This window comes from Pseudomonas sp. CFBP 13727 (assembly GCF_014841915.1).
GTDB lineage: Bacteria > Pseudomonadota > Gammaproteobacteria > Pseudomonadales > Pseudomonadaceae > Aquipseudomonas > Aquipseudomonas baltica.
Map to the genome: position 1 here is coordinate 219,547 of NZ_JACYUT010000003.1, position 22,253 is coordinate 241,799.

Here is a 22,253-nt window from a genome sequence, read left to right on the forward strand (position 1 = left end):
TCCATGGAGTGGTGCGGGTGACGAAGGCCGGCATTATTCCAGATGCGCAGCGCGTTCGGCTGGGCTTTTTCCAGGTAACGGCACCTGGGCCATGACCCGGTGCCGCCTGCTGCCATGGGTCAGTCGTCGGCCTGGATACGACCGATCACGGCGCCTGCCTCGAAGTAGTCACCGGCCTGCTGGCTGATGCGTACACGGCCTGCACACGGGGCCAGCACCGAGCTTTCCATCTTCATCGCTTCGACCACTGCCACTACCTGGCCGCTGGACACCGTCGCACCGTCTTCCACTACCCAAGTGTGCAGGTTACCCGCCACCGGGGTGAGCAAGGCCTGGGGATCCACGTCTGCAGCGGCCGTTGCGTGCGGTGGGGCCGCGGCCGGCGCATTCAGGCTCATGCCACGCAACAGCGCGCTTGGCAGGCCGAGGGCGTGGCGCTTGCCATCGATCTCAACGAAGGTGCGCAGAATGTCCGTGTCGGCCACGGGTGCGGCCCGCGGCGCAAGGCTGATGGTCTCGGCGAAGTCGGTTTCGATCCAGCGCGTGTGCACGGCAAAACCGTCGCTGCCGGTGAAGTCCGGGTGATCCATCACGGCGCGGTGGAACGGCAGCACCGAGGCGATCCCCTCGATGCGGAACTCGGCCAGGGCGCGCCGGGCGCGGGCAATCGCCTGCTCACGGGTGGCGCCGGTGACGATCAGCTTGGCCATCATCGAATCGAAGTGGCTGGGCACGCTCGACCCGCTGGTCACACCGCTGTCCAGGCGCACGCCTGGGCCGAACGGTGGCATGAACTCGTCGATCTGGCCGGGAGTGGGCAGAAAGCCCTTGCCCGGATCCTCGGCATTGATGCGAAATTCGAAACTGTGACCGCGCGGCGCCGGGGTTTCATCGAACGACAGCGGCAAGCCGTCGGCGATGCGCAGTTGCTCGATCACCAGGTCCACGCCGGTGGTCTCTTCGGTGACCGGGTGTTCGACCTGCAGGCGCGTGTTGACCTCCAGGAACGACAGGGTGCCATCCTGGCTGAGCAGGAATTCGACCGTGCCGGCGCCGACATAACCGGCCTTGACGCAGATGTCGCGGGCCGATTGATGAATACGCTCGCGCTGCTGTTCGGTGATGAACGGCGCGGGCGCTTCTTCCACCAGCTTCTGGTTGCGGCGCTGCAGGGAGCAGTCGCGCGTGCCCACCACCACCACCTGGCCATGCTTGTCGGCCAGTATCTGCGCTTCGATGTGCCGGGGCCGGTCGAGAAACTGTTCCACGTAGCATTCGCCACGGCCGAAGGCGGCCTCTGCCTCGCGCACCGCCGAGGCGAACAGCTCAGCCACTTCGTCCAGGCGCCAGGCGACCTTCATGCCGCGTCCGCCACCCCCGAATGCGGCCTTGATGGCGATGGGCAGGCCGTGCTGTTCGGCAAAGGCCAGCACCTCGTCGGCGCTTGCCACCGGCCCCGGCGTACCGGCAACCAGAGGCGCGCCCACGGCCTGGGCGATCTTGCGCGCTTCGACCTTGTCGCCAAGTATGTCGATGGTCTCGGGATTGGGGCCGACCCAGATCAGCCCCGCGTCGATGACCGCGCGGGCGAAATCAGCCCGTTCCGAGAGAAAGCCATAGCCCGGATGCACGGCGTCGGCGCCACTGCGCCGGGCCACCTCCAGGAGTTTCTGGATGTTGAGATAGGTCTCGGCGGGCCGCTGGCCATCGAGCCCGTAGGCTTCATCGGCGTGGCGAACATGTAGGGCGTCGATGTCGGCATCGGCGTACACCGCCACGCATTGCACGCCATGGTCGCGGCAGGCACGGGCAATGCGCACGGCGATCTCGCCGCGGTTGGCAATCAGGAGTTTTTTCATGGAAGTCTTTCCACATCGGCAGGGGAAGAAAGGGCTGGCGCGGTGGGCTGGATGTCTTCGAAGGCGGCCACCGGGTTGAAGCGGATCCGTGCATTGACCGGTATCTGCCCTGCCAGGTCGAGGTGGTAGCTGGCGACCACGGCGATGACCGGGTAGCCGCCGGTCAGCGGGTGGTCGGCCAGGAACAATACGGGCTGGCCGCTGGCCGGCACCTGGATCGCGCCCACGGCGGTGCCTTCGCTGGGCAGCTCCTGGGGGTTGCTGCGCGTAAGCGGCGTTTCACCGGCCAGGCGGATGCCGACGCGGTTGGATTGCGGGGTGACCTGCCAGAGCTGGCTGCTCAAGCGCTCGATGGCGTCGGTGGTGAACCAGTCACTGCGTGGCCCCATCAGCACATCCAGGGTGACGATGTCGGCCGTCTTGGGCAGGGCGAACGCCGGGGCTTCGCTCAGCGACACGCTGGTGCCGCCCTTGGGCGGGGTGAACCCCAACTGGTCTCCCGCAGCCAGGGCGGGCGGGCCGACCTGGGCCAGGGTGTCGGTCGACAGGCTGCCGAGCACCGGCGCCACGTCGAAGCCGCCGCGGATCGCCAGGTAGCTGCGCAGCCCGGCGCTGGGCGTACCCACGGTGACCGTGTCACCCGGTACCAGTTCGAGGGGTCGATAGTTGTCCACAGGCCATTGCAGGCCACTGGCGCTGGTCAGGGTAACCGGGGTTTGCGCGCCGGTGACGGCGATCACGGCGTGGCCGTGGCAGACGAAGCGCAGGCCGCCGAGCACGGTTTCCACGCAGGCCATGTCCGAGCGGTTGCCGACGGCGCGGTTGGCGGCCCGCAACGCGCCCAGGTCCAGCGCACCGGAGCGGGACACGCCCTGGCCGGTCTGGCCAATGCGGCCGGTGTCCTGCAGCACGCTGTGCAGGCCAGGGCTGAGGATCTGCAGGTACGCGCCGCTCGGTGGCAGGGCCGCAGCGGGCTGGCTGGGCACCGGCAAGCCACCTACAGGCAGCGGCCCGGCATCGATGAAACGTACCTTGTAGCCGGGGCGCAACAGAGCCGGTTCGGCGCGGTCCAGGTCCCACATCTGCAAGGGCGTGACGCCGATGATCTGCCAGCCACCGGGGCTGGCCTTGGGGTAGATGCCACTGAATTCGCCGGCCAGCGCCACGGCACCGGCCGGAATGCGCGTGCGCGGCGTCTGCCGGCGCGGTACCTGGAATCCGGCGCCGCCGGTCAGGTAGCCGAAGCCCGGCGCGAAGCCGCAGAACGCCACGCTGTAATCCTCTGCGGTATGGCGGCGGATCACTTCGTCGCGGCTGATCTGCAGCAGCGCGGCGACCTCGTCGAGGTCTTCGCCGTTGTAGTGCACGGGAATTTCCACCCGGCGCTGCTCGGCGGCCCGGCGTTGACCCAGATCCTGACGGGCGACGTGGTCGACCAGCGCCTGGCGGGTAATGGCGCTGGGGCGGAACTGGATCAGCAGCGTCCGCGCGGCCGGGATGATCTCTTCCACCCCCAACAGCGGCTCGGCGCTCAAGGCGTCGAACAGGGCCAGGGTCTGCTCCAGGTCGTTCAGCTCGACCAGCAGGGTGTCCAGGTTGACCGGTAGAAAACGCACGGCAATCTCCTAGACGTGGTACGTGCTGTCAGGCACGTCGGTGATGAACATATGGCCCGGCGAATGGGTGATGGCGAACGGCACGCCCGACGCCATGACCGCCGCCTGGGGCGTGACGCCACAGGCCCAGAACACCGGCACCTCGCCCGGTTCGATGCGCACGGCTTCGCCGAAGTCGGGATGGGCCAGGTCGGCGATGCCCAGCAGCGCTGGATCACCGACGTGCACCGGCGCGCCATGCACCGAGGGATAGCGGGCGGTGATGGTGCAGGCTTCGGCCACCCGGTCGGCGCGGATAGGGCGCATGGACACCACCATGTCACCGCGCAGTCGCCCGGCGGGGCGGCAGGCACGGTTGCTCAGGTACATCGGCACATTGCTGCCGTCGGCGATGTGCCGGACTTCGATACCGGCTTCCTGCAGCGCGGTTTCGAAGGTAAAGCTGCAGCCAATGAGAAAGGTCACCATGTCGTCGTGCTCGGCCCAGGCGGGGCGGGCGTCGCTGATCTCTTCGGCCAACTGGCCGTTGCGCCAGACCCGGTACAGCGGCAGATCGGTGCGCAGGTCGGCGCCTTCTGCCAGTACGGTGTGCGGGCTGCCCGCATCGGTGACGTCGAGGATGGGGCAGGCTTTCGGATTGCGCTGCGCGTACAGCAGGAAGTCATAGGCCCAGTCGCGGGGCAGGGCGATCAGGTTGGCCTGGGTCATGCCCGGCGCGATCCCGGCAGAAGGTGCAACCAGACCACCACGGTAGCCCGCGCGCGCTGCGCGGGCGGCGTCGACAGCGCGCCGGGCGGCGAGCTTCAGGGCGCTCACGGTCGGTCTCCGGCAAACGCTTGCAGGCGCATGTTCGCCTGCTCCATTACCCGGCGCAGCTCACGGGCCATGGCCACGGCGGCCGGGCTGTCGCCGTGCACGCAGATCGAGTCGGCCTGGATGCGCGTGATGCTGCCGTCGATCGCTTCCAGGGTGCCGTCTTCGACCAGGCGCAGCATGCGCTGGGCGATGAGTTGCGGATCGTGCAGCACCGCGCCCGGCTCGCGCCGTGAAACCAGCGTGCCCTGCGGGGTGTAGGCGCGGTCGGCGAAGGCCTCGGCAATGCAGGTCAGGCCTTGCTCACGTGCCAGTTCGATCAGGCTCGAGCCGGCCAGAGCGACCAGCACCAGGCGCGAGTCGACTGCGCGGATCGCGGCGATCACCGCCAGCGCCTGACGGCGGTCGTGGGCGATGGTGTTGTACAAAGCGCCATGGGGCTTCACGTAGCTGACGCGGGTGCCGGCGGCCTGGGCCAGGCCCTGCAGGGCGCCAATCTGGTAGATCACGTCGGCGGTCAGCTCGTCGCTGGCCACATCCATGTTGCGGCGGCCGAAGCCGACCTTGTCCGGGTAGGACACATGGGCGCCAATGCTGACCTGCCGGGCCGCGGCAGCCTTGAGAGTGCGCAGGATGCCGGCCGGATCGCCGGCGTGGAAGCCGCAGGCAACGTTGGCGCTGGTGACGATGTCGAGCATGGCATCGTCGTCGCCCATGCTCCAGGCGCCGAAGCTTTCACCCAGGTCGCTGTTGATATCGATGCTTGGCATTGCAGAGATTCCTTGTAATTGTTCTGGTTCATACGACCTTGAGGAAGGCAAAGATCGGCCCGACCGATTTGATCGCCATGTACCAGGTCAGCAGGCACGTCAGCAGGCCCAGCACCAGCAGCCAGCGAGGGTAATGGTAGCCGCCCATCAGGTCGGACCGGCGCCAGCCCACGTAGATGAAGATGCTCAAACCGATGGGCAGGATCAAGCCATTGAAACCACCCGCAAAGAGCAGCAGCGCGGCAGGCGCCGTGCCCATCAGGACATAGATCAGCAGCGACACAGCAATGAACACGGTGGTGGCACGGTTACGTGCCTTTTCGCTGATAGTGGGCGAAAACACAGTGATGAAGGAGATGGAGGTATAGGCCGCACCGATCACACTGGTGATGGCGGCCGCCCAGAGAATCAGTCCGAAGATGCGCAGGCCGAACTCGCCTGCGGTGGCCTGGAAGGCCTGCGCCGCCGGATTTGCGCCCTGACCCGAAATGTCGATGACCACGCCACTGGCTACCACGCCAAGAATGGCGAGGAACAGGATGTAGCGCATGAGGCCGGTGACCAGGATGCCGCTCAAAGCCGCCTTGTTCACCGCCTGTAGATTCTCGATCCCGGTGGTGCCGCGATCGAGCAGGCGATGGGCGCCGGCGTAGGTGATGTAGCCCCCCACCGTGCCACCGACGATGGTGGTGATGATGGCGAAATCCACGGTTTCCGGCAGGATGGTTTGGTACAACGCCTGACCCAGCGGCGGGTTGGAAGCGAAGGCGACGAACAGCGTCATGCCAATCATCACCAGGCCCAGCACCACAATCATTCGGTCCACGGCCAGGCCTGCACGGCGAGACAGGAAAATGCCGATGGCCATCAGCGCACTCAAGGCGCCCCCCCATTTCGGATCCAGCCCCATCAGTGCATTCAGGCCCAGGCCTGCACCGGCAATGTTGCCGACGTTGAACACCACACCGCCGAAGATGACCAGTACGGCCAGCAAGTAGCCGCTGCCTGGAATCGCCTTGTTGGCGATGTCGGCCGCCCGCATGCGCGTCAGCGTGACGATGCGCCAGATGTTCAACTGGACCACGAAGTCGATGAGAATCGACGCCAGGATGCCGAACGCGAACGCCGCGCCCATTTTTGCCGTGAACGTGGCGGTCTGAGTGATGAAGCCCGGGCCGATGGCCGAGGTCGCCATCATGAAGATCGCGGCGATCAGGGAAGAGCGACGCGCCTTGGTGAAATCCTTGGCGGTCTGTGTCGCGGCTGTCTGTGTCACGGCATCGTTCCTGCGATGGGAGATGACAGGGACAGAGCAATGAACATGCCAGAGCCTGCCAATCCAGCGGAAGGTGTTGATCTGTATGCTTTGGATTGTTCAACAATACGTTTTAAAGTAACCCACAATGTGCACCAGTTTGTAACGCTTGCAAGGATCGCTGTTACTTAATGATGCACAGAAGTGCCATTCGCCTTGCCTGAGATCTGGCAGTGGGTGAACATCGAATCGACTTTTCCGACCCTGGACCGTACATGACCGACCTCTCACTTTCTGCGCCTCGTTCCCTGGGTGAATCCATTACCCAGGAGATTCGCCGGATGCTGGTGGAAGGTGAACTGGTCCCTGGCCAGCGCCTGTCCGAGGCCGCCCTGGCGGAAACCCTGCAGATCTCGCGCAACACCCTGCGCGAGGCCTTCAGGGGCCTGACCCGTGAAGGCTTGCTGAAACACGAGCCAAACCGCGGCGTGACCGTGGCGGTGCCCGACATGGCGTCGATCATCGACATCTACCGGGTACGCCGCTTCATCGAGTGCCAGGCCCTTGCCCAAGGCTATCCGCTGCACCCAGGCACAGTGCGCATGCGCGAAGCGGTTGCCATGGGCAAGCAGGCTGGCGAGGCCAAGGACTGGAAGGCCGTGGGCACGGCCAACATGATGTTCCACCAGGCGGTCGTCGAACTGGCCGACAGCCCGCGCCTGGAGGCGTTCTATGCGCAGATATCGGCGCAATTGCGGCTGGCCTTCGGCTTGCTCGACGATCCGCGCTTCCTGCACATGCCCTACCTGGACATGAACGGTTGCATTCTGCATTGCCTGGAAGAGGGGCGTGCGCAAGAGGCCACGCAGTTGCTCGAGGCCTATCTGGTGCGTTCGGAGCGTACGGTGCTGGCCGCCTGGGAGCGCAGTACCCGGCGCTAGCCCGCCAGGCCGAGCGAAACGCGTCCGGTCGAAATGGCTGCTCGACATGCCTGCATGCGCCGTTGGTCTTGCCGTGAAAACTCCCTTGCCACCTCGCGTTCGAAATGAGCGGGAAGGTGCTTGCCAGGCCGAATCGGGTCGGGGCGGGCGGGTATCGACAAGGAATCAGCAATGAGCGGGATCCTCCAACTTGAAAGTGCGCGACTGATCTTGCGTCAGTGGCGTGACAGCGATCTGCCCGCGTTTGCCGACATGTGCGCCGATCCGCGGGTCATGCGTTATTTTCCCGAAACCTTGGGACGGCTGCAGAGCGCAGCGGTCATCGGTCGTGTGCGCGGTCACTTTGCCGAATTGGGCTATGGCCTGTGGGCGCTGGAGCGCAAGGACAGTGGGCAGTTCATCGGCTTCGCCGGGCTGGGCCAGGTAGGTTTCGATGCGCCTTTTGCCCCGGCTACCGAGGTTGGCTGGCGTCTGGCCTATGAGCATTGGGGGTTGGGTTTTGCCAGTGAAGCGGCCTGGACCTGCCTGGCTTGCGCCTTCGATCGCTTGGGGCTGGATGAGGTGGTGGCGTTCACGGCGGTGGCCAATGTGTCGTCGGAAAAGGTGATGCAATCGATCGGCATGTTGCGCGACCACGAGGGCGACTTCGACCACCCGAACCTGCCCGGGCATGAATTGCAGCGGCACATGCTGTACCGCATCACCCAGGATCAGTGGCAGCACACCCGCTAGCGCCCCCGCAGGTGTCCGCAGTACAAGTGTCCGCTATCATTGCGCCCATTTGGTTCTGCCTATGTGGGTGTTGCCTATGCCGAGGAGTTTTGAATGAGCCATGTGTTGGACGATCTGGTCGAGCTGCTGAGCCTGGAACCCATAGAAGAAAACCTGTTCCGCGGCCGCAGCCAGGACCTGGGCTTTCGCCAGCTGTTCGGTGGCCAGGTGCTGGGCCAGTCGTTGTCGGCCGCCAGCCAGACGGTGGAGCCCGATCGCCACGTGCATTCGCTGCATGGCTACTTCCTGCGCCCCGGCGATGCCCAGCTGCCGGTGGTGTACATGGTCGACCGAGTGCGTGACGGCGGCAGTTTCAGCACGCGCCGGGTGACCGCCGTGCAGAAGGGCCAACCGATCTTTACCGGTACCACCTCGTTCCAGTACGACGAAGAAGGCTTTGCCCACCAGAGTGTGATGCCCGAGGTGGTCGGCCCGGAAAACCTGCCCACCGAGCTCGAGCTGATGCAGCAGGTGGCCCATCTTATCCCTGCGCACATGCGCGACAAGCTGTTGTGCGGCAAACCCATCGAGATGCGCCCGGTGGCCGAGCGCGACCCGTACAACCCCACGCCGACCGACCCGATCAAATACATCTGGTTTCGCGCCGACGGCGCACTCGCCCAGACCCCGGCCTTGCACAAGTACGTCATGGCCTATGCCTCGGACTTCAACCTGTTGACCACCTCGCTGCTGCCTCACGGCAAGTCGGTGTGGCACCGTGACATGCAGATCGCCAGCCTCGATCACTCGCTGTGGTTCCACGGCAACCTGGTCGCCGACGACTGGCTGTTATATGCACTGGACAGCCCCTGGGCGGGCAACGCACGTGGTTTCGCCCGCGGCAGCGTGTACAACCGCGCCGGCCAGTTGGTGGCCTCTTCGGCCCAGGAAGGTCTGATCCGCCATCGGCAGGACTGGTCATGAGCCTGGCGCGGGTTCGCCACTGGGTGTTCGACCTGGACGGCACCCTGACGGTGGCCGTGCACGACTTTGCTGCCATCCGCCGTCATCTTGAGATTCCGCCGGAGGCCGACATCCTCGGTCACCTGGCCGCCTTGCCAGCCGATGAGTCGAAAGCCAAGCATGCCTGGTTGCTGGAGCACGAGCGTGCTCTGGCAGTGGGCTCGACGGCGGCGCCCGGGGCTGTGCAACTGGTGCGCGAACTGGCCGATCGGGGCCACCGCCTGGGGATTCTCACGCGCAACGCGCGCGAACTGGCGCACATCAGCCTGCAGGCGATCGGCATCGCCGACTGCTTTCAAACCGACGATGTGCTGGGCCGCGACGAAGCTGCGCACAAGCCCGACCCGGCCGGGCTATTGCACCTGGCCGACGCCTGGGGGGTACGCCAGCCGGAGATGGTCATGGTGGGGGATCATCGAATGGACCTGCTGGCAGGTCGGGCGGCGGGCACCGCCACGGTGCTGGTGAATCAGCCAGAAAACCTCTGGCCGGAACTGGCGGACTGGCATGCGCTGGACTGCAAACACCTGCGCGAACTGATCTGAACCCGCTACCACCTGCTGGGCAGGTGGTGGTTGGCAAACCATTCAGAGGCTCTTGGCCGCAAACGTGTCGCACTGGGCAATCTGGCCTTGGGCGAAGCCGGCCTTGAACCAGCGTACGCGCTGTGCCGAAGTGCCGTGAGTGAACGAATCGGGCACTACACGGCCCTGGCCCTGCTGCTGCAGACGATCGTCGCCGATGGCATTGGCGGCGTTCAAGGCTTCTTCGATGTCACCCGGCTCCAGCCAGTTCAAGCGCTTCTGCCCATTGAACGCCCAGACCCCGGCGAAGCAATCGGCCTGCAGTTCCTGACGCACCAGCAACCCATTGGCACCTTCCATGCGCTGGCCACCCTGACGCGCTTTCTGCACCTGATCCGACACACCCAGCAAGGTCTGCACGTGGTGACCCACCTCGTGAGCGATCACGTAGGCCTGGGCGAAATCACCGGCGGCGCCGAAACGCTGGGACATTTCGCGGAAGAACGCCATGTCCAGATACACCTGCTGGTCGGCCGGGCAATAGAACGGTCCGCTGGCTGCCGTCGCGTGGCCACAGGCCGATTGCACCTGGCCGCTGAACAGCACCAGCTTGGGTTCCTTGTAGGTCTGGCCGCCTTGCTGGAAGATCTGCTTCCAGGTGTCCTCGGTATCGCCCAGTACCGTGCTGACGAATTCGGCCTGCTCATCGTTGGCCGGTGGCGCCTTGCGCTGGCTGGTGTCGACCGGCGCGGCCTGCTGACCCTGGCCGGTCAGTTCGCCGAGAATCTGCATGGGGTCCTGCCCGGTCAGCAGGCCGAAGCCGACGATCAGCACCACGGCGGTCAGGCTCAGGCCCTTGCCGCCCATGCGCATCCCGCCGCCGCCACTGCCGCCACCATCACCGCGGGCATCCACGACGTTATCGCTGCGTCGGCCTTTCTTCCATAACATGGCAAATCCTCACTCGATTCATGCATAACCATTCGGGTATGCCTGTGACCGTGTTTTTCAATATTCGTTGTCGGCCATTTCCTTGAGACTAGTACGAAGCCTGAAAACAGGTCCTCTATAAATCGAATAACAGGAGAACGGCATGTCTTCCCAAGACAGCAGTCGCTTCATCATCCGTGATCGCAACTGGCACCCCAAGGCGCTGACGCCGGACTACAAGACCTCGACCATGCGCTCGCCGCGCCAGGCCTTGGTGAGCATTCCGCAGTCGGCCAGTGAAAGCACCGGCCCTAATTTCGCCCACCTCAAGTTCGGCGAGTTCGACAATGACCTGCTGCTCAACTACAACCATGGTGGCTTGCCGATCGGTGAGCGGATCATTCTGGCCGGGCGCGTCTGCGACCAATTCGGCAAACCGATTGCCAACACCCTGGTGGAAATGTGGCAGGCCAACGCCGGTGGCCGCTACCGGCACAAGAACGACCGCTACCTGGCGCCGCTGGACCCCAACTTCGGCGGCGTCGGTCGCACGCTGACCGACAGCGAGGGCTACTACAGTTTCCGTACCATCAAGCCGGGCCCGTACCCATGGCGCAACGGGCCGAACGACTGGCGCCCGGCCCACGTGCATTTCTCGGTGAGCGGCCCGTCGATCGCCACCAAGTTGATCACCCAGCTGTATTTCGAAGGCGACCCGTTGATCCCGATGTGCCCCATCGTCAAGTCGATCAACGACCCCGAGGCGGTGCAGAGCCTGATCGCCAGGCTGGACATGGCCAACGCCAATCCCATGGATTGCCTGGCCTACCGTTTCGACATCGTGCTGCGCGGTCAGCGCAAGACTCACTTCGAAAACCGTTGAGGGGAATCGACATGCCTATCGAACTGCTTAAAGAAACCCCGTCACAAACGGCTGGCCCCTACGTTCACATCGGCCTGGCCCTGGCGGCCGCCGGCATCGAGCCGCGCGAGCATGAAATCTGGAACCAGATGGCCAAGCCCGAAGCGCCGGGTGAACACATCCTGCTGCTGGGCAATGTCTACGACGGCAATGGCCATCTGGTGCGCGACTCGTTCCTGGAACTGTGGCAGGCCGATGATCAGGGCCACTACCACATCGATTTCGACCAGGAACAACCCTTCAACAGCTTTGGCCGTACCGCCACCACGTTCGATGCCGGCGAATGGACCGTGCAGACGATCAAGCCGGGCATGGTGAACAACGCCGCTGGCGTACCGATGGCGCCGCACATCAACATCAGTCTGTTCGCCCGCGGGGTGAACATTCACCTGCACACGCGGCTGTATTTCAGCGATGAGGCCGAGGCCAATGGCAAGGATCCGGTGTTGAATCTGATCGAACAACCCGCGCGTCGGGAAACCCTGATTGCAACGCGCTGCGAGGTGGACGGCAAGCTGGCCTACCGTTTCGATATGCGTATCCAAGGGGAAGGGGAGACGGTGTTTTTCGATTTCTGATCGGATAATGCGGTGCCTTGATTCGCGGGCAGAGCCCGCTCCCACAGGTCTCCCATGTGACCTCTGGGCAATCTGTGGGAGCGGGCTCTGCCCGCGAATGGGAGCACCGCGATTCAAAGCCCTGCCTCAATCCCACTCAGGCGCAAAATCCGGGCTGACCAACCGCTGATCCTTGGGCAGCGCCGCAATGATCCGACGATCTTCATCGTCCAACTGCACCTTCAGTGCATCCAGGTTGCTCTGCTGGTTGGCTTTGCTCGCCGCCTTCGGAATTGCCGCCACGTTCTCCTGATCCAGCAGCCACTTGAGTGCCACCTGGGTCGGCAGCACACCGTGCTTGCTGGCGATCTGCTGCAGCTCGGGAATCTGCGACACCTGGTTGCGCACCAACGGGCTGTAGGCGGTCAGCGCCAGGTCATGTTTGCGGGCGTAGTCGAGCAGGGCGTTCTGGCCCAGGGTCACATGGTATTCAACCTGGATCGCCGCCAACGGGGCGTTCAACTCCTCCATGACATGGCGCAGCAGCGGCAGTGGAAAGTTCGCCACGCCGATGTTCAGCGCACGGCCGTCCTGCTTGAACGACACCAGGGTGTCGATGGCCGCTTTCACATCCCAGCCCTCCTGGCCGGGCCAGTGGATCAGGAACAGGTCGATGTAGTCGCTTTGCAGGGCGTTCAGGGTGTTCTGGAACGATTCGCGCATGGCGTCGGGCGCCAGCTTGTCCCACCAGACCTTGCTGGTGACATGAATGTCCCCGCGTGGCACGCCGGACTCGGTCAAGGCACGGCCCACCGCGGCCTCGTTGTTGTAGCCAGCAGCCGTGTCGATATGTCGGTAACCCAGGTCCAGGGCTTGAATCACAGCTGTGGTGCATTCGTCGCCGAGCATTGGCCACGTGCCAAGCCCCAGTTTCGGCATCTTCAGGTGCTGCGCGTTGGTGATGAGTTGCATGTCGGTCTCCTGTTCCGCTGGCGGTCATTCGTGATGGGTGGCCCCGGCCATGTGTCGGGCGGCGATATAGCCGAAGGTGGCGGCAGGGCCCAGGTTGATACCCCCGGCCGGGTAATGGCCGCCCATGATGCTGGCCATGTCGCTGCCCGCGGCGTACAGCCCGGCAATCGGCAGGCCTTGCTTGTCGAGCACCTGCGCCTGTGCGTTGGTCTTGAGCCCGGCGAAGGTGCCGAAGCTGCCCGCTTCAACCTTGACCGCATAGAAAGGCCCCCGTTCGATCGGCGCCACGCACGGGTTGGGCCGGTGCAGCGCATCGCCCTGCTTGCGGTTGTAGGCGCTGCCGCCGCGGCCGAACTGCGGGTCTCGGCCTAGGTGCGCGTGCTCGTTGAAGTGGTCTACGGTAGATCGCAGCCCGTTCGGGTCGATGCCGCATAGAGCGGCCAGCGCCTCCAGCGTGTCGCCCACCTTGAGATAGCCGCTGTCGATGTGCGGCTTGAGCGGTAGCGGAAACGGCCGTGAGATGCCCAGCCCGTAGCGGCGCTGGAAGGTGTGACTGCAAATCAGCCATGAGGCAACTTCCTCGCCGGGGGCATGGGCTACCATGGCTTTCACGTAATCATAGTAGCCGTCGGCTTCGTTGACGAAACGCTTGCCGTTGGCCAGCACGGCAATGATGCCCGGCTTCGCGCGCTCGATGATGTGCGGGAAGTGGCCGATGCTGCCGTCGCGGTAGGGCACTCGAGACACCGGGCACCAGGCTGCGGCCGAGGCCAATCCGGTGGCCACCTCGCCACCGGCGGTCTCGCCCAGGCGCAGGCCATCGCCGTTTACGCCCAGCGGCGGCAGAGCCAGGTGTTCGTGGCCGCTGGGCGTTCGCGGGAACAGTGCCCGGCGTCGGTCGATATCATGAGCGAAGCCGCCGGTGGCCAGCATCACGGCCTTGCGCGCCTTGATCACCACTTCGCCCTCGGCAGTCTCGATCACGGCGCCGCAGACGCGTGAGCCTTCCTTCGACAGGCGCCGGACAGGCGCGGACTCCCACAGCAGCACGCCCAGGTCATCGGCCGACTTGGCCAGGCGTGCGACCAGTGCCACCCCGTTGCACAGCTGCATGGCGCGGCCGTGTCGGGCCAGGTCCAGCATATGTCGAGCCACGCGCCGGCTCACGTGCAGCAGCGAGCGCCACGAGCGGGTCAGGGTCAGAAAGGCGGTCAGGTCGGCGCCGGCCATGATCGGCATGCCCAGGAAGGAGGTTTCGCGCATCGTTCTGCGCAGTCGCTTGAGCAACGGCTTGTCCAGTTGGCGTGCGTCATAGGGGGCCGCGATCACCGAACGGCCACCGGTGCCGGCCCCCGGTGTATCGCCGTGGATATCGGCGATGGCATTGCCATCGGCGAACTGCAGGCTGGTGTGTTTCTCGAAAAACGCCACCATGTGCGGGGCCGCCTCGAGAAAGGCATCGATGCGAGCCGGATCGAAGTGCTCACCCAACTCATGTTGCAGGTAGGTGCGCGGCAACCCCGGATCTTCGTCAATGCCGGCGCGGCGCGCCAGCGGATTGCGTGGCACCCACATCCAGCCGCCGGACCAGGCGGTTGCGCCGCCAAAGGTGCTGTCCTTTTCGACCACGATCACACGCAGCCCGTGGTAGGCGGCGGTCACTGCGGTGGCCAGACCAGCAGCGCCGGAGCCGATGACCAGCACGTCGCAATCCACGCTCTTCGTTTCGCTGTCAGGCCCCTGCATTGGATGAATCTCCGAGATATACACGTCTGGTGAATTGTAATTTTATGGAACCTAGTTCCACATTCTATGGATTGCCGCCCGAATCGCCAAGTGTAGAATCAGCGGAATTTCTCATCGCGTTCCAACTTCACGAGAGCCTCACCATGGCCGGCAGTCAGATCGAACGGGCGTTCAGCGTGCTTGAAAGCCTTGCCAACGAACCACGCGGCCAAGCCTTGCAAGCCCTTGCCGAACAGCTGGGAATGCCCAAAAGCGCGGCTCACCGCATGCTCACCGAGTTGGCCCGACTGGGCTATGTACGGCAGAGCGCGGAAACCCTGCGCTATCACTTGTCGACCAAGTTGGTGGCGCTGGGTTTTCAATACTTGGCCGGCAGCGGCGCCGATATCGTCCAGCCGATTCTCGATCGCCTGGCCCAGGCAACCGGTGAGCTGGTCCGGCTGGGCGTGGTCGAGGGCGACCGTCAGACGTGGATCGCCAAATCCCAGGGCGCTCGTTCCGGCCTGCGCTACGACCCGGAAATGGGGCGTGATGCGCCTTTGTTCTATACCGCTTCAGGGCATGCCTGGCTGGCTTCGCTCAGTGATGCCAAGGCACTGGCGTTGGTGGAGCAGCAGGGGATTACCGCTGGTGAAGACTTCGGGCCCAATGCGCCGCGGTCCAATGCCGATCTGCTGGAGCGTCTGCGCCTGGCCCGCGAGGCCGGCTATGCCTGGGTCGTCGAGAGTTCGGCATTGGGCACCTCGGCGCTGGCGGCGGTGATACGGCATCCGCGGGACGGCCATGTGGTGGGCGTACTGAGTGTGGCCGGGCCCAGCGCGCGACTGTCCGAGACACGCATGCACGAATTGGCCAATGGGCTGTTGGCTGCGGCACAGGAGCTGTCTCAGGTCAGCCTGGCGTCGGAGCTGTTCAGCTGAGCGCTGGAACCAGCGGTGTGGTCTTGGTCCGCCGATTCCTCGCCAATCCGTTATCCGTGACTTGAAATATTCCGGAACTAGGTTCTAAATAAGTGGAGAGAATAATAAACAAAGGACTTCATCGTGACCGTCCCCCTGCGAATTGCCCTGATCGGTGCCGGCACTATGGGCCGGCAGCATTACCAGCACCTGCGCGAGATGCACGCAGCCCAACTCTGCGCCATCGCCGACCCCGGCCCTGACGCTGAGGCCTTTGCCGCTGAATGCGCGGTGCCGCATTTCACCGATCATCGGCAGATGCTGGCACAGGTAGCGCCCGCAGCCGTCATCGTGGCCAACCCCAATGCTCAGCATGTGCGCACGGCACTGGATTGTTTGGCAGCCGGTGTGCCCGTGCTGTTGGAAAAACCGGTCGGGGTCGATCTGGACGAAGTGGCCGCGCTGGTGGCTGCCAGCGCCGCCAGCGGCGTACCGGTCCTGGTCGGTCATCACCGGCGGCACAACCCGATGATCAGCCGGGCCCGACACGTCGTGCAAAGCGGCGTGCTCGGCCGCCTGACCACGGTGACGGCGCTGTGGCAGCTGCAGAAGCCCGACAGTTACTTCGACATCGCCTGGCGTCGCGAACCAGGGGCGGGAATGCTGCTGACCAACCTGATTCATGACCTCGATCTGCTGCGCTACCTGTGCGGCGAAGTCCGCCAGGTGCAGGCCTTCGGCAGCAATGGCATTCGCGGCTTCGGCAACGAAGACAGTCTGGCCGTGTTGCTGCAGTTCGAAAACGGCGCGCTGGGCACCTTGACCGGTTCCGACGGTGTGGCTGCGCCCTGGAGCTGGGAGCTCGGCTCGGGCGAGAACCCGGTCTATCCAGGCCAGGCCGATCAGCCGTGCTACCTGCTGGCTGGCACTGCGGGTGCGCTGAGCGTGCCGCAACTCAGGCGCTGGCATTACGCTGAACCGGGTGCGGGTTGGCATGAGCCGTTGCTGCAGGTGCGGGAAACCTTTGATTCCGCAGAGGCGCTGCGCATGCAGCTGGAGCATTTCGTCGAGGTCGCGCATGGGCGCGCCGAGCCACTGGTGAGCGCAGCGGATGCCGCGCGCACCCTGGCGTTGGTCGACGCCATCGGCGAAGCGATGCGTAGTGGATGCGCCTGTGCGCCACGCGCCTTGGGCTAGCCCGGTGGGTTGGCTGACATCCTCGTGCCCTGGCCACCGTCGTCCCTTTCACGCCCCAAGGAGCCGCCCATGACTCACCGCATCCTGTCCCTGGCCGCATTGACCGTGCTCGAGCTGTCGCCCCCCGAAATGGTCGAAGTCGCTGCCCGCGCCGGCTACAGCCACGTCGGCCTGCGTACCGAGCCGGCTACCGCCGAAGAGCACCATTATCCTTTGCTGCGCGACAAGTCATTGCAACGCCAGACTGCCGCACGGTTGCGTGACACCGGCATCAAGGTGCTGGACATCGAAATCCTGCGGCTCAAGCCGTTTACCCGCGTGGCGGAGTTCGAAGCTCACCTGGCCTTGGGCGCCGAGTTCGGCGCGAGCGAGTTGCTGGTGGCGGGTAATGATCCAGACGTGCAAAGAGCCAGCGACAACTTGGCCCAGCTGTGCGACCTGGCGCGGCCCTATGGCATCCATCCGCACCTGGAATTCATGCCTTGGACCGACTGCCCGGACTTGGCCAGCGCGATGGTCATGCTAGACAAGGCCGGTCGCGACAATGCCTGCATCCTAATCGATGCCTTTCATTTCGACCGCTCCAACTCGCGACTCGAAGACCTGCGCAGCCTGCCAGCGCACCGCTTGCGTTATGCCCAGCTGTGCGACGTGGCGGGCCCGCGTCCCGATGACATGGCGGAGATACTGCGCCAGGCGCGCCAGGAACGACGTTTTCCCGGAGACGGTGATTGCGACCTGATCGGCCTGCTGCGGGCACTGCCTGACGATGTGCCATTGAGCCTGGAGATACCCACGGCGCGCCTGCTGGAACAGGGTGTGAGCGCTTATGAAAGAGCGCGGATGGCCCTCGAGAAAACCCAGGCGTTATTGGCTGGGATCTAGGGTGGGGTCACCGGCCTCTGTGGGAGCGGGCTCTGCCCGCGAAGAGCTCCACCGCAAATCCGCGCCTGGCTCAACCCCCCTGCGGCACCTTGCGCGGTGCCATCAGGTACAGCCACACCAGGGCAATGAAATACATCGCCGGAATGATCGTGAACAACACCGTGTAGTTGTTGTTGGTCACCGTCAGGATGTAGCCCACCACCTGGGTCATGAACATCCCGCCCACCGCTGCGCACATGCCGCCGAAGCCGAACACCGTGCTCATCATGTGCTTGGGCGTGTAGTCCATCACCACGCTCCAGATGTTGGCCGTCCACGCCTGGTGCGCGGCAATGGCCAGCGAAATCGCCGCCACCGCCACCCACAGGTTGGCCGCGCCAGCGGCGAACACCACGCTGATGATCGCTAGAGCAAACACCAGCATCGACAACAGCCGCGCCTTCACCGGCTGCATGCCGCGGCCGATCAGGAACGACGACAGCACGCCACCGCCTACGCTGCCGACATCGGCACTCAGGTAGATGATGATCAACGGAATGCCCATCTGGGTGACGTTGATGCCCAACTGGTATTGTTGGTTGAGGAACGGCGGCAGCCAGTACAGGTAAAACCAGAACACCGGGGCCGTCATCATGAACGCCCCGGCGAAGGCCCAGGTGCCGCGCATGGTCATGATCTTCCAGAACGGCACGCCCGCTTGTTCAGGCGCTTCCTGATCCTGAATGTATTCCAGTTCGCTGGCCTTGACCCGGGGGTGCTGGTCCGGGTCGAAGTACTTCAGGCCCCAGAACACCGCCCAGGCCAGGCCCAGCAGGGCGATGGTGAGAAACGCCGCCTGCCAGCCCCAGACGCTGAGGATCAGCGGCAGCATCATCGGCGTCAGCAGGGCGCCCACGTTGGTGCCGGCATTGAAGATGCCCGTGGCCACCGCGCGCTCCCTGGCCGGGAACCACAGTCGGGTGGTCTTCACGCAGGCCGGGTAGTTGGCCGCCTCGGTGAGCCCGAGAATGAACCGACAGACCATGAAGCCCACCGCCGAAGTGGCCAGGCCATGGGCGCCGGTGGCCAGGCTCCAGAGCAGCACCGCGCAGAAGAACACGCGCTTGACGCCGATCCTGTCGATCAACCGGCCCTGCAGCAGGAAGCCGATGGCGTAGCCCACCTGAAACCAGAAATTGATGTTGGCGTAGTCCATCGCCGTCCAGTTCATTTCCTTGGCCAGGATCGGCTGCATCACACCCAGCGCGGCGCGGTCGATGTAGTTCAGGGTGGTCGCGAAGAACACCAGGGCGAGCATGCCCCAGCGAGTCTTGCCGACCGCGGCGCCGGCTTTGACCATGTCCCGGAAACCGACTTTGGCATCGGGCGCCTGTTGGGCGCGGGGCAGGGCGGAGCTGTGGGGTTGTGTCATGGTTGTGGCCTTCCGTACAGGCGCGGTGGGCAGGAGCCACCGCCGAACTTCGACTCAGCGCGGCGCAGTCCGATACAGGGGCGTGCACGGTATCAGAGACGTCGCCGTCAGGGGTGCGCTCGGTGGGGTCAGACAGGTGCGTCTTGGTAGTCTTCGACGCAACCGGGGGCGGGTACGGACACGGCGCAGGAGCAGATAGGGGTGTGCATGAGCGATTACCTGGGTTCTTGAAATTCTTATGGGGTGTTGACCGGCGGTGCTGACGGTCCGCGCTCGGTCGATTGGCAAAATGTGCATCGACCAGCTTCACTGTCGGGAACGATGGTGGGCACACGGCCCCGGCGAATCAATCGACCCATGCGGTAATTGGTCGATAATCGCACGCAAAACTAACTGGTTGGTACGTGCTCGGGTAGAGTAGCAAGCTGATACAACCACTTCTTTCATCACGGTTTTGCCTGCTCGCAAGGGCATGGCAGAACTGCAGAAAAGGCTCGTTTCGAGGCCTCCCCGTAAGCCCTCGAACAGCCATTGGAGCGTGCCATGCAGCGTTCGATCGCCACTGTGTCCCTGAGCGGTACCCTGCCGGAAAAACTCGAAGCCATTGCCGCCGCCGGTTTCGATGGTGTGGAAATCTTCGAAAACGACCTGCTGTACTACGACGGCAGCCCCCGGGAAGTTCGGCAGATGTGCGCCGACCTGGGCATCGCCATCACCCTGTTCCAGCCGTTCCGTGACTTCGAAGGCGGCAACCGTTCGCGCATGGCGCGCAACTTCGACCGCGCCGAGCACAAGTTCGACTTGATGCAGGAACTGGGTACCGACCTGGTGCTGGTATGCAGCAATACCGCTGCCGACTCCCTGGGCGAACAGCAGATTCTCGTCGACGACCTGCGCCAATTGGCCGAACGCGCCGATAAGCGTGGCCTGCGCATCGGCTACGAAGCCCTGGCCTGGGGCCGCCACGTCAACACCTACCAGCAGGTCTGGGACATCGTTCGCCAGGCCGACCACAAGGCACTAGGCGTGTTGCTCGACAGCTTTCACACGCTGTCGCTCAAGGGCGATCCGCGAGCGATCGCCGACATTCCCGGTGACAAGATCTTCTTCGTGCAGATGGCCGATGCGCCCATTCTGGCCATGGACGTGCTGGAGTGGAGCCGACATTTCCGCTGCTTCCCCGGGCAGGGCGAGTTCGACCTGCCGGGCTTTCTCGCGCCGATCATCAAGACCGGCTACAGCGGGCCGTTGTCCCTGGAAATCTTCAACGACGGTTTCCGTGCCGCACCGCCTCGGGCCAACGCGGCCGACGGTTTGCGCTCGCTGCTGTACCTCGAGGAAAAGACCCGCAAGCTGCTGGAGCAGGAGGCTACGCCGGTGCCCAACCTGGATATTCTCTTCGCGCCCCCGGCTGCGGATGAATACCAGGGCATCGAGTTTCTCGAGTTCGCCGTGGACGAAAGCCTGGGCGCCAAGCTCAGCCACTGGCTGCAGCAACTGGGCTTCGCCAAGGCCGGTCAGCACCGTTCCAAGAACGTCAGCCTGCTGCGCCAAGGCGATATCAACCTGATCCTCAACGCCGAACCGTACTCCTTCGCCCACAACTTCTTCGAATCCCACGGCCCTTCACTGTGTGCCACGGCGTTGCGGGTCAAGGACAGCGCCAAGGCGCTGGAGCGCGCCGTGGCCTACAAGGCTCAGCCCTTCCGCGGTCTGGTCGGCCCCAACGAGCGCCAGCTGGCCGCCGTGCGGGCCCTGGATGGCAGCCTGATCTACCTGGTAGACGAAGCCAGCGACGGGCCGACCATCTACGAGTCCGATTTCAGCCTCAGTGCACCCGCGGCGACACCCGGCATGCTCAAGTCCATCGACCACATGGCCATGGCCATACCGCCGGACACCCTCGACAGCTGGGTGCTGTTCTACAAGACCGTGCTGGACTTCAAGGCCGACGACGAGGTGGTGCTGCCCGACCCCTACGGCCTGGTGAAAAGCCGTGCGGTGCGCAGCCAGTGCAGCTCGATCCGCCTGCCGCTGAACATCTCGGAGAACCGCAACACGGCGATCTCCCATGCGCTGTCGACTTATCGCGGCTCGGGCGTGCATCACATCGCCTTCGATTGCGACGACATATTCGCGGCCGTGAGCAAGGCCAAGGAGGCGGGGGTGGCACTGCTGGACATCCCGCTCAACTATTACGACGACCTGGGCGCGCGGTTCGATTTCGACGATGAATTCCTCAGCGAGCTGGCGTACTACAACGTGCTGTACGACCGTGACGCCAACGGCGGCGAGCTGTTCCACGTGTACACGGAGCCGTTCGAGGAGCGTTTTTTCTTCGAGGTGCTGCAGCGTCGTGGTGGCTATGCCGGCTATGGCGCGGCCAACGTCGCCGTACGGCTGTCGGCCATGGCCAAGGCGCGCGCCGGTGGCATCCGTCACGCCAAGCTGTGAAGGCGTGCCCGCAGCGCAGGTGTGCTGCGGGCTTTCCATGGGCGCGCGGCGCGCCGCATAATGGCCCCTGACCAACGACGGCCGTGAGCCCAGCATGACTACGATCTCAGAGGCGGACGCGCAATCGACCGACGTTCCTCGCAAGCCCCGCAAGAACAACCCCGAGAAGACCCGCGAGAACATCCTGCAGGCCGCTATCACCGAATTCGTCGAGCAGGGCCTGGCTGGCGCGCGCGTGGATGCCATCGCCGAGCGTACGCACACCTCCAAGCGCATGATCTATTACTATTTCAGCAGCAAGGAGCAGCTGTATCTGGAGGTGCTGGAAAAGCTCTACGGCGATATTCGCGGTACCGAAGCCAAGCTGCATCTGGACGAGCTGACGCCGGTGGAAGGCATCCGGCGGTTGGTGGAGTTCAGCTTCGATCACCATGATCGCAACGAGGATTTCGTGCGTATCGTGTGCAACGAAAACATGCACAAGGGCGAGTACGTCAAGAAGTCCACGAGCATTCGCGAGTTGAACAAGACCGTGCTGCTGGCGTTGGCCGACCTGCTGCGGCGCGGTACCGAGCAGGGCGTGTTTCGTCCGGGCCTGGATGCCATGGACGTGCATTTGCTGATCAGCTCGTTCTGCTTCTACCGAGTGTCCAACAAGCACACCTTCGGCGAGTTGTTCCAGGTCGATTTCAACGAAGCCACGTTGAAGCTGCACCACCGCGAAATGCTCTGCGAATCGCTCCTGCGCTTCATCCAGGCCCCGTAGCC

20 protein-coding genes are annotated in these 22,253 nt (G+C 64.3%); 11 read left to right on the plus strand and 9 right to left on the minus strand.

Translation table 11 applies throughout. The features are described 5' to 3' along the window. Positions 1-119: 119 nt before the first annotated feature. Genes IFT76_RS11650 through IFT76_RS11670 form a run of 5 tightly spaced genes read right to left on the minus strand, consistent with a single transcriptional unit; the run spans position 120 to position 6,334 of the window. A complete protein-coding gene (locus tag IFT76_RS11650) occupies positions 120-1,859 on the minus strand; it encodes an acetyl/propionyl/methylcrotonyl-CoA carboxylase subunit alpha (protein WP_192058490.1) in 1,740 nt (579 codons plus the stop codon). After that, positions 1,856-3,475, minus strand: coding sequence for a 5-oxoprolinase/urea amidolyase family protein (locus IFT76_RS11655; RefSeq protein WP_192058492.1), 1,620 nt, complete (start codon positions 3,473-3,475; stop codon positions 1,856-1,858). Before IFT76_RS11655 ends, IFT76_RS11650 begins: the two co-directional genes overlap by 4 nt. Before the next feature lie 9 nt (positions 3,476-3,484). Then, entirely contained in the window at positions 3,485-4,282 is a 798-nt protein-coding gene (locus tag IFT76_RS11660) for a putative hydro-lyase (protein WP_197975864.1), read from the minus strand. 5 nt (positions 4,283-4,287) lie between these two features. Continuing rightward, complete coding sequence (locus IFT76_RS11665; protein ID WP_192058494.1) at positions 4,288-5,058, minus strand: LamB/YcsF family protein; 771 nt, start codon at positions 5,056-5,058, stop codon at positions 4,288-4,290. Between the two features lie 28 nt (positions 5,059-5,086). Next, a complete protein-coding gene (locus IFT76_RS11670; RefSeq protein ID WP_185795177.1) occupies positions 5,087-6,334 on the minus strand; it encodes an NRAMP family divalent metal transporter in 1,248 nt (415 codons plus the stop codon). Between the two features lie 254 nt (positions 6,335-6,588). On the opposite strand from IFT76_RS11670, the gene IFT76_RS11675 reads away from it, so the two are divergent. The 4 genes from IFT76_RS11675 to IFT76_RS11690 all read left to right on the plus strand — a co-directional run bounded on the left by IFT76_RS11675 (position 6,589) and on the right by IFT76_RS11690 (position 9,533). Continuing rightward, positions 6,589-7,254 (plus strand): GntR family transcriptional regulator, encoded by a 666-nt coding sequence (locus IFT76_RS11675; RefSeq protein WP_122475418.1) that lies wholly within the window; start codon positions 6,589-6,591, stop codon positions 7,252-7,254. 171 nt (positions 7,255-7,425) lie between these two features. Next, positions 7,426-7,986 carry a GNAT family N-acetyltransferase gene (locus tag IFT76_RS11680; protein WP_192058497.1) on the plus strand — a complete coding sequence of 187 codons (561 nt, stop codon included), beginning with the start codon at positions 7,426-7,428 and terminating at the stop codon, positions 7,984-7,986. A 93-nt stretch (positions 7,987-8,079) separates the two neighbouring features. Further along, complete coding sequence (gene tesB / locus IFT76_RS11685) at positions 8,080-8,949, plus strand: acyl-CoA thioesterase II (RefSeq protein ID WP_122475415.1); 870 nt, start codon at positions 8,080-8,082, stop codon at positions 8,947-8,949. Further along, positions 8,946-9,533, plus strand: coding sequence for an HAD family hydrolase (locus tag IFT76_RS11690; protein WP_192058499.1), 588 nt, complete (start codon positions 8,946-8,948; stop codon positions 9,531-9,533). The genes tesB and IFT76_RS11690 overlap by 4 nt, the downstream gene beginning before the upstream one ends. Positions 9,534-9,575: 42 nt before the next feature. Here the strand turns inward: IFT76_RS11690 and ypfJ are convergent, their stop codons facing one another. Next, positions 9,576-10,463 (minus strand): KPN_02809 family neutral zinc metallopeptidase, encoded by an 888-nt coding sequence (ypfJ, locus tag IFT76_RS11695; protein WP_122475412.1) that lies wholly within the window; start codon positions 10,461-10,463, stop codon positions 9,576-9,578. 142 nt (positions 10,464-10,605) lie between these two features. Here ypfJ and pcaH point away from each other — a divergent pair, with 142 nt between their 5' ends. Then, positions 10,606-11,325, plus strand: a complete 720-nt coding sequence (pcaH, locus tag IFT76_RS11700; RefSeq protein WP_122475410.1) for a protocatechuate 3,4-dioxygenase subunit beta — start codon at positions 10,606-10,608, stop codon at positions 11,323-11,325. 11 nt (positions 11,326-11,336) lie between these two features. Then, positions 11,337-11,942, plus strand: a complete 606-nt coding sequence (pcaG, locus tag IFT76_RS11705) for a protocatechuate 3,4-dioxygenase subunit alpha (protein ID WP_192054795.1) — start codon at positions 11,337-11,339, stop codon at positions 11,940-11,942. 126 nt (positions 11,943-12,068) lie between these two features. Here the strand turns inward: pcaG and IFT76_RS11710 are convergent, their stop codons facing one another. Then, on the minus strand, positions 12,069-12,893 hold the full coding sequence (locus IFT76_RS11710) for an aldo/keto reductase (protein ID WP_192058500.1): 825 nt from the start codon (positions 12,891-12,893) through the stop codon (positions 12,069-12,071). A 24-nt stretch (positions 12,894-12,917) separates the two neighbouring features. Continuing rightward, on the minus strand, positions 12,918-14,639 hold the full coding sequence (locus tag IFT76_RS11715; protein WP_192058502.1) for an FAD-dependent oxidoreductase: 1,722 nt from the start codon (positions 14,637-14,639) through the stop codon (positions 12,918-12,920). Positions 14,640-14,782: 143 nt separating this feature from the next. Between IFT76_RS11715 and IFT76_RS11720 the strand changes: the two genes are divergently transcribed. The 3 genes from IFT76_RS11720 to IFT76_RS11730 all read left to right on the plus strand — a co-directional run bounded on the left by IFT76_RS11720 (position 14,783) and on the right by IFT76_RS11730 (position 17,620). After that, the gene (locus tag IFT76_RS11720; protein ID WP_192058504.1) at positions 14,783-15,559 is read left to right on the plus strand and encodes an IclR family transcriptional regulator; all 777 of its coding nucleotides are present in this window, start codon (positions 14,783-14,785) and stop codon (positions 15,557-15,559) included. Between the two features lie 123 nt (positions 15,560-15,682). Further along, the gene (locus IFT76_RS11725) at positions 15,683-16,735 is read left to right on the plus strand and encodes a Gfo/Idh/MocA family oxidoreductase (RefSeq protein WP_192058506.1); all 1,053 of its coding nucleotides are present in this window, start codon (positions 15,683-15,685) and stop codon (positions 16,733-16,735) included. Positions 16,736-16,804: 69 nt separating this feature from the next. Continuing rightward, entirely contained in the window at positions 16,805-17,620 is an 816-nt protein-coding gene (locus tag IFT76_RS11730) for a sugar phosphate isomerase/epimerase family protein (RefSeq protein WP_192058507.1), read from the plus strand. 70 nt (positions 17,621-17,690) lie between these two features. Here the strand turns inward: IFT76_RS11730 and IFT76_RS11735 are convergent, their stop codons facing one another. Next, complete coding sequence (locus IFT76_RS11735) at positions 17,691-19,031, minus strand: MFS transporter (protein ID WP_122795411.1); 1,341 nt, start codon at positions 19,029-19,031, stop codon at positions 17,691-17,693. Between the two features lie 543 nt (positions 19,032-19,574). Here IFT76_RS11735 and quiC point away from each other — a divergent pair. Continuing rightward, positions 19,575-21,485, plus strand: a complete 1,911-nt coding sequence (quiC, locus tag IFT76_RS11740) for a 3-dehydroshikimate dehydratase QuiC (protein WP_192058509.1) — start codon at positions 19,575-19,577, stop codon at positions 21,483-21,485. Between the two features lie 94 nt (positions 21,486-21,579). Then, complete coding sequence (locus IFT76_RS11745) at positions 21,580-22,251, plus strand: TetR/AcrR family transcriptional regulator (protein ID WP_122475393.1); 672 nt, start codon at positions 21,580-21,582, stop codon at positions 22,249-22,251. Positions 22,252-22,253: the final 2 nt, after the last annotated feature.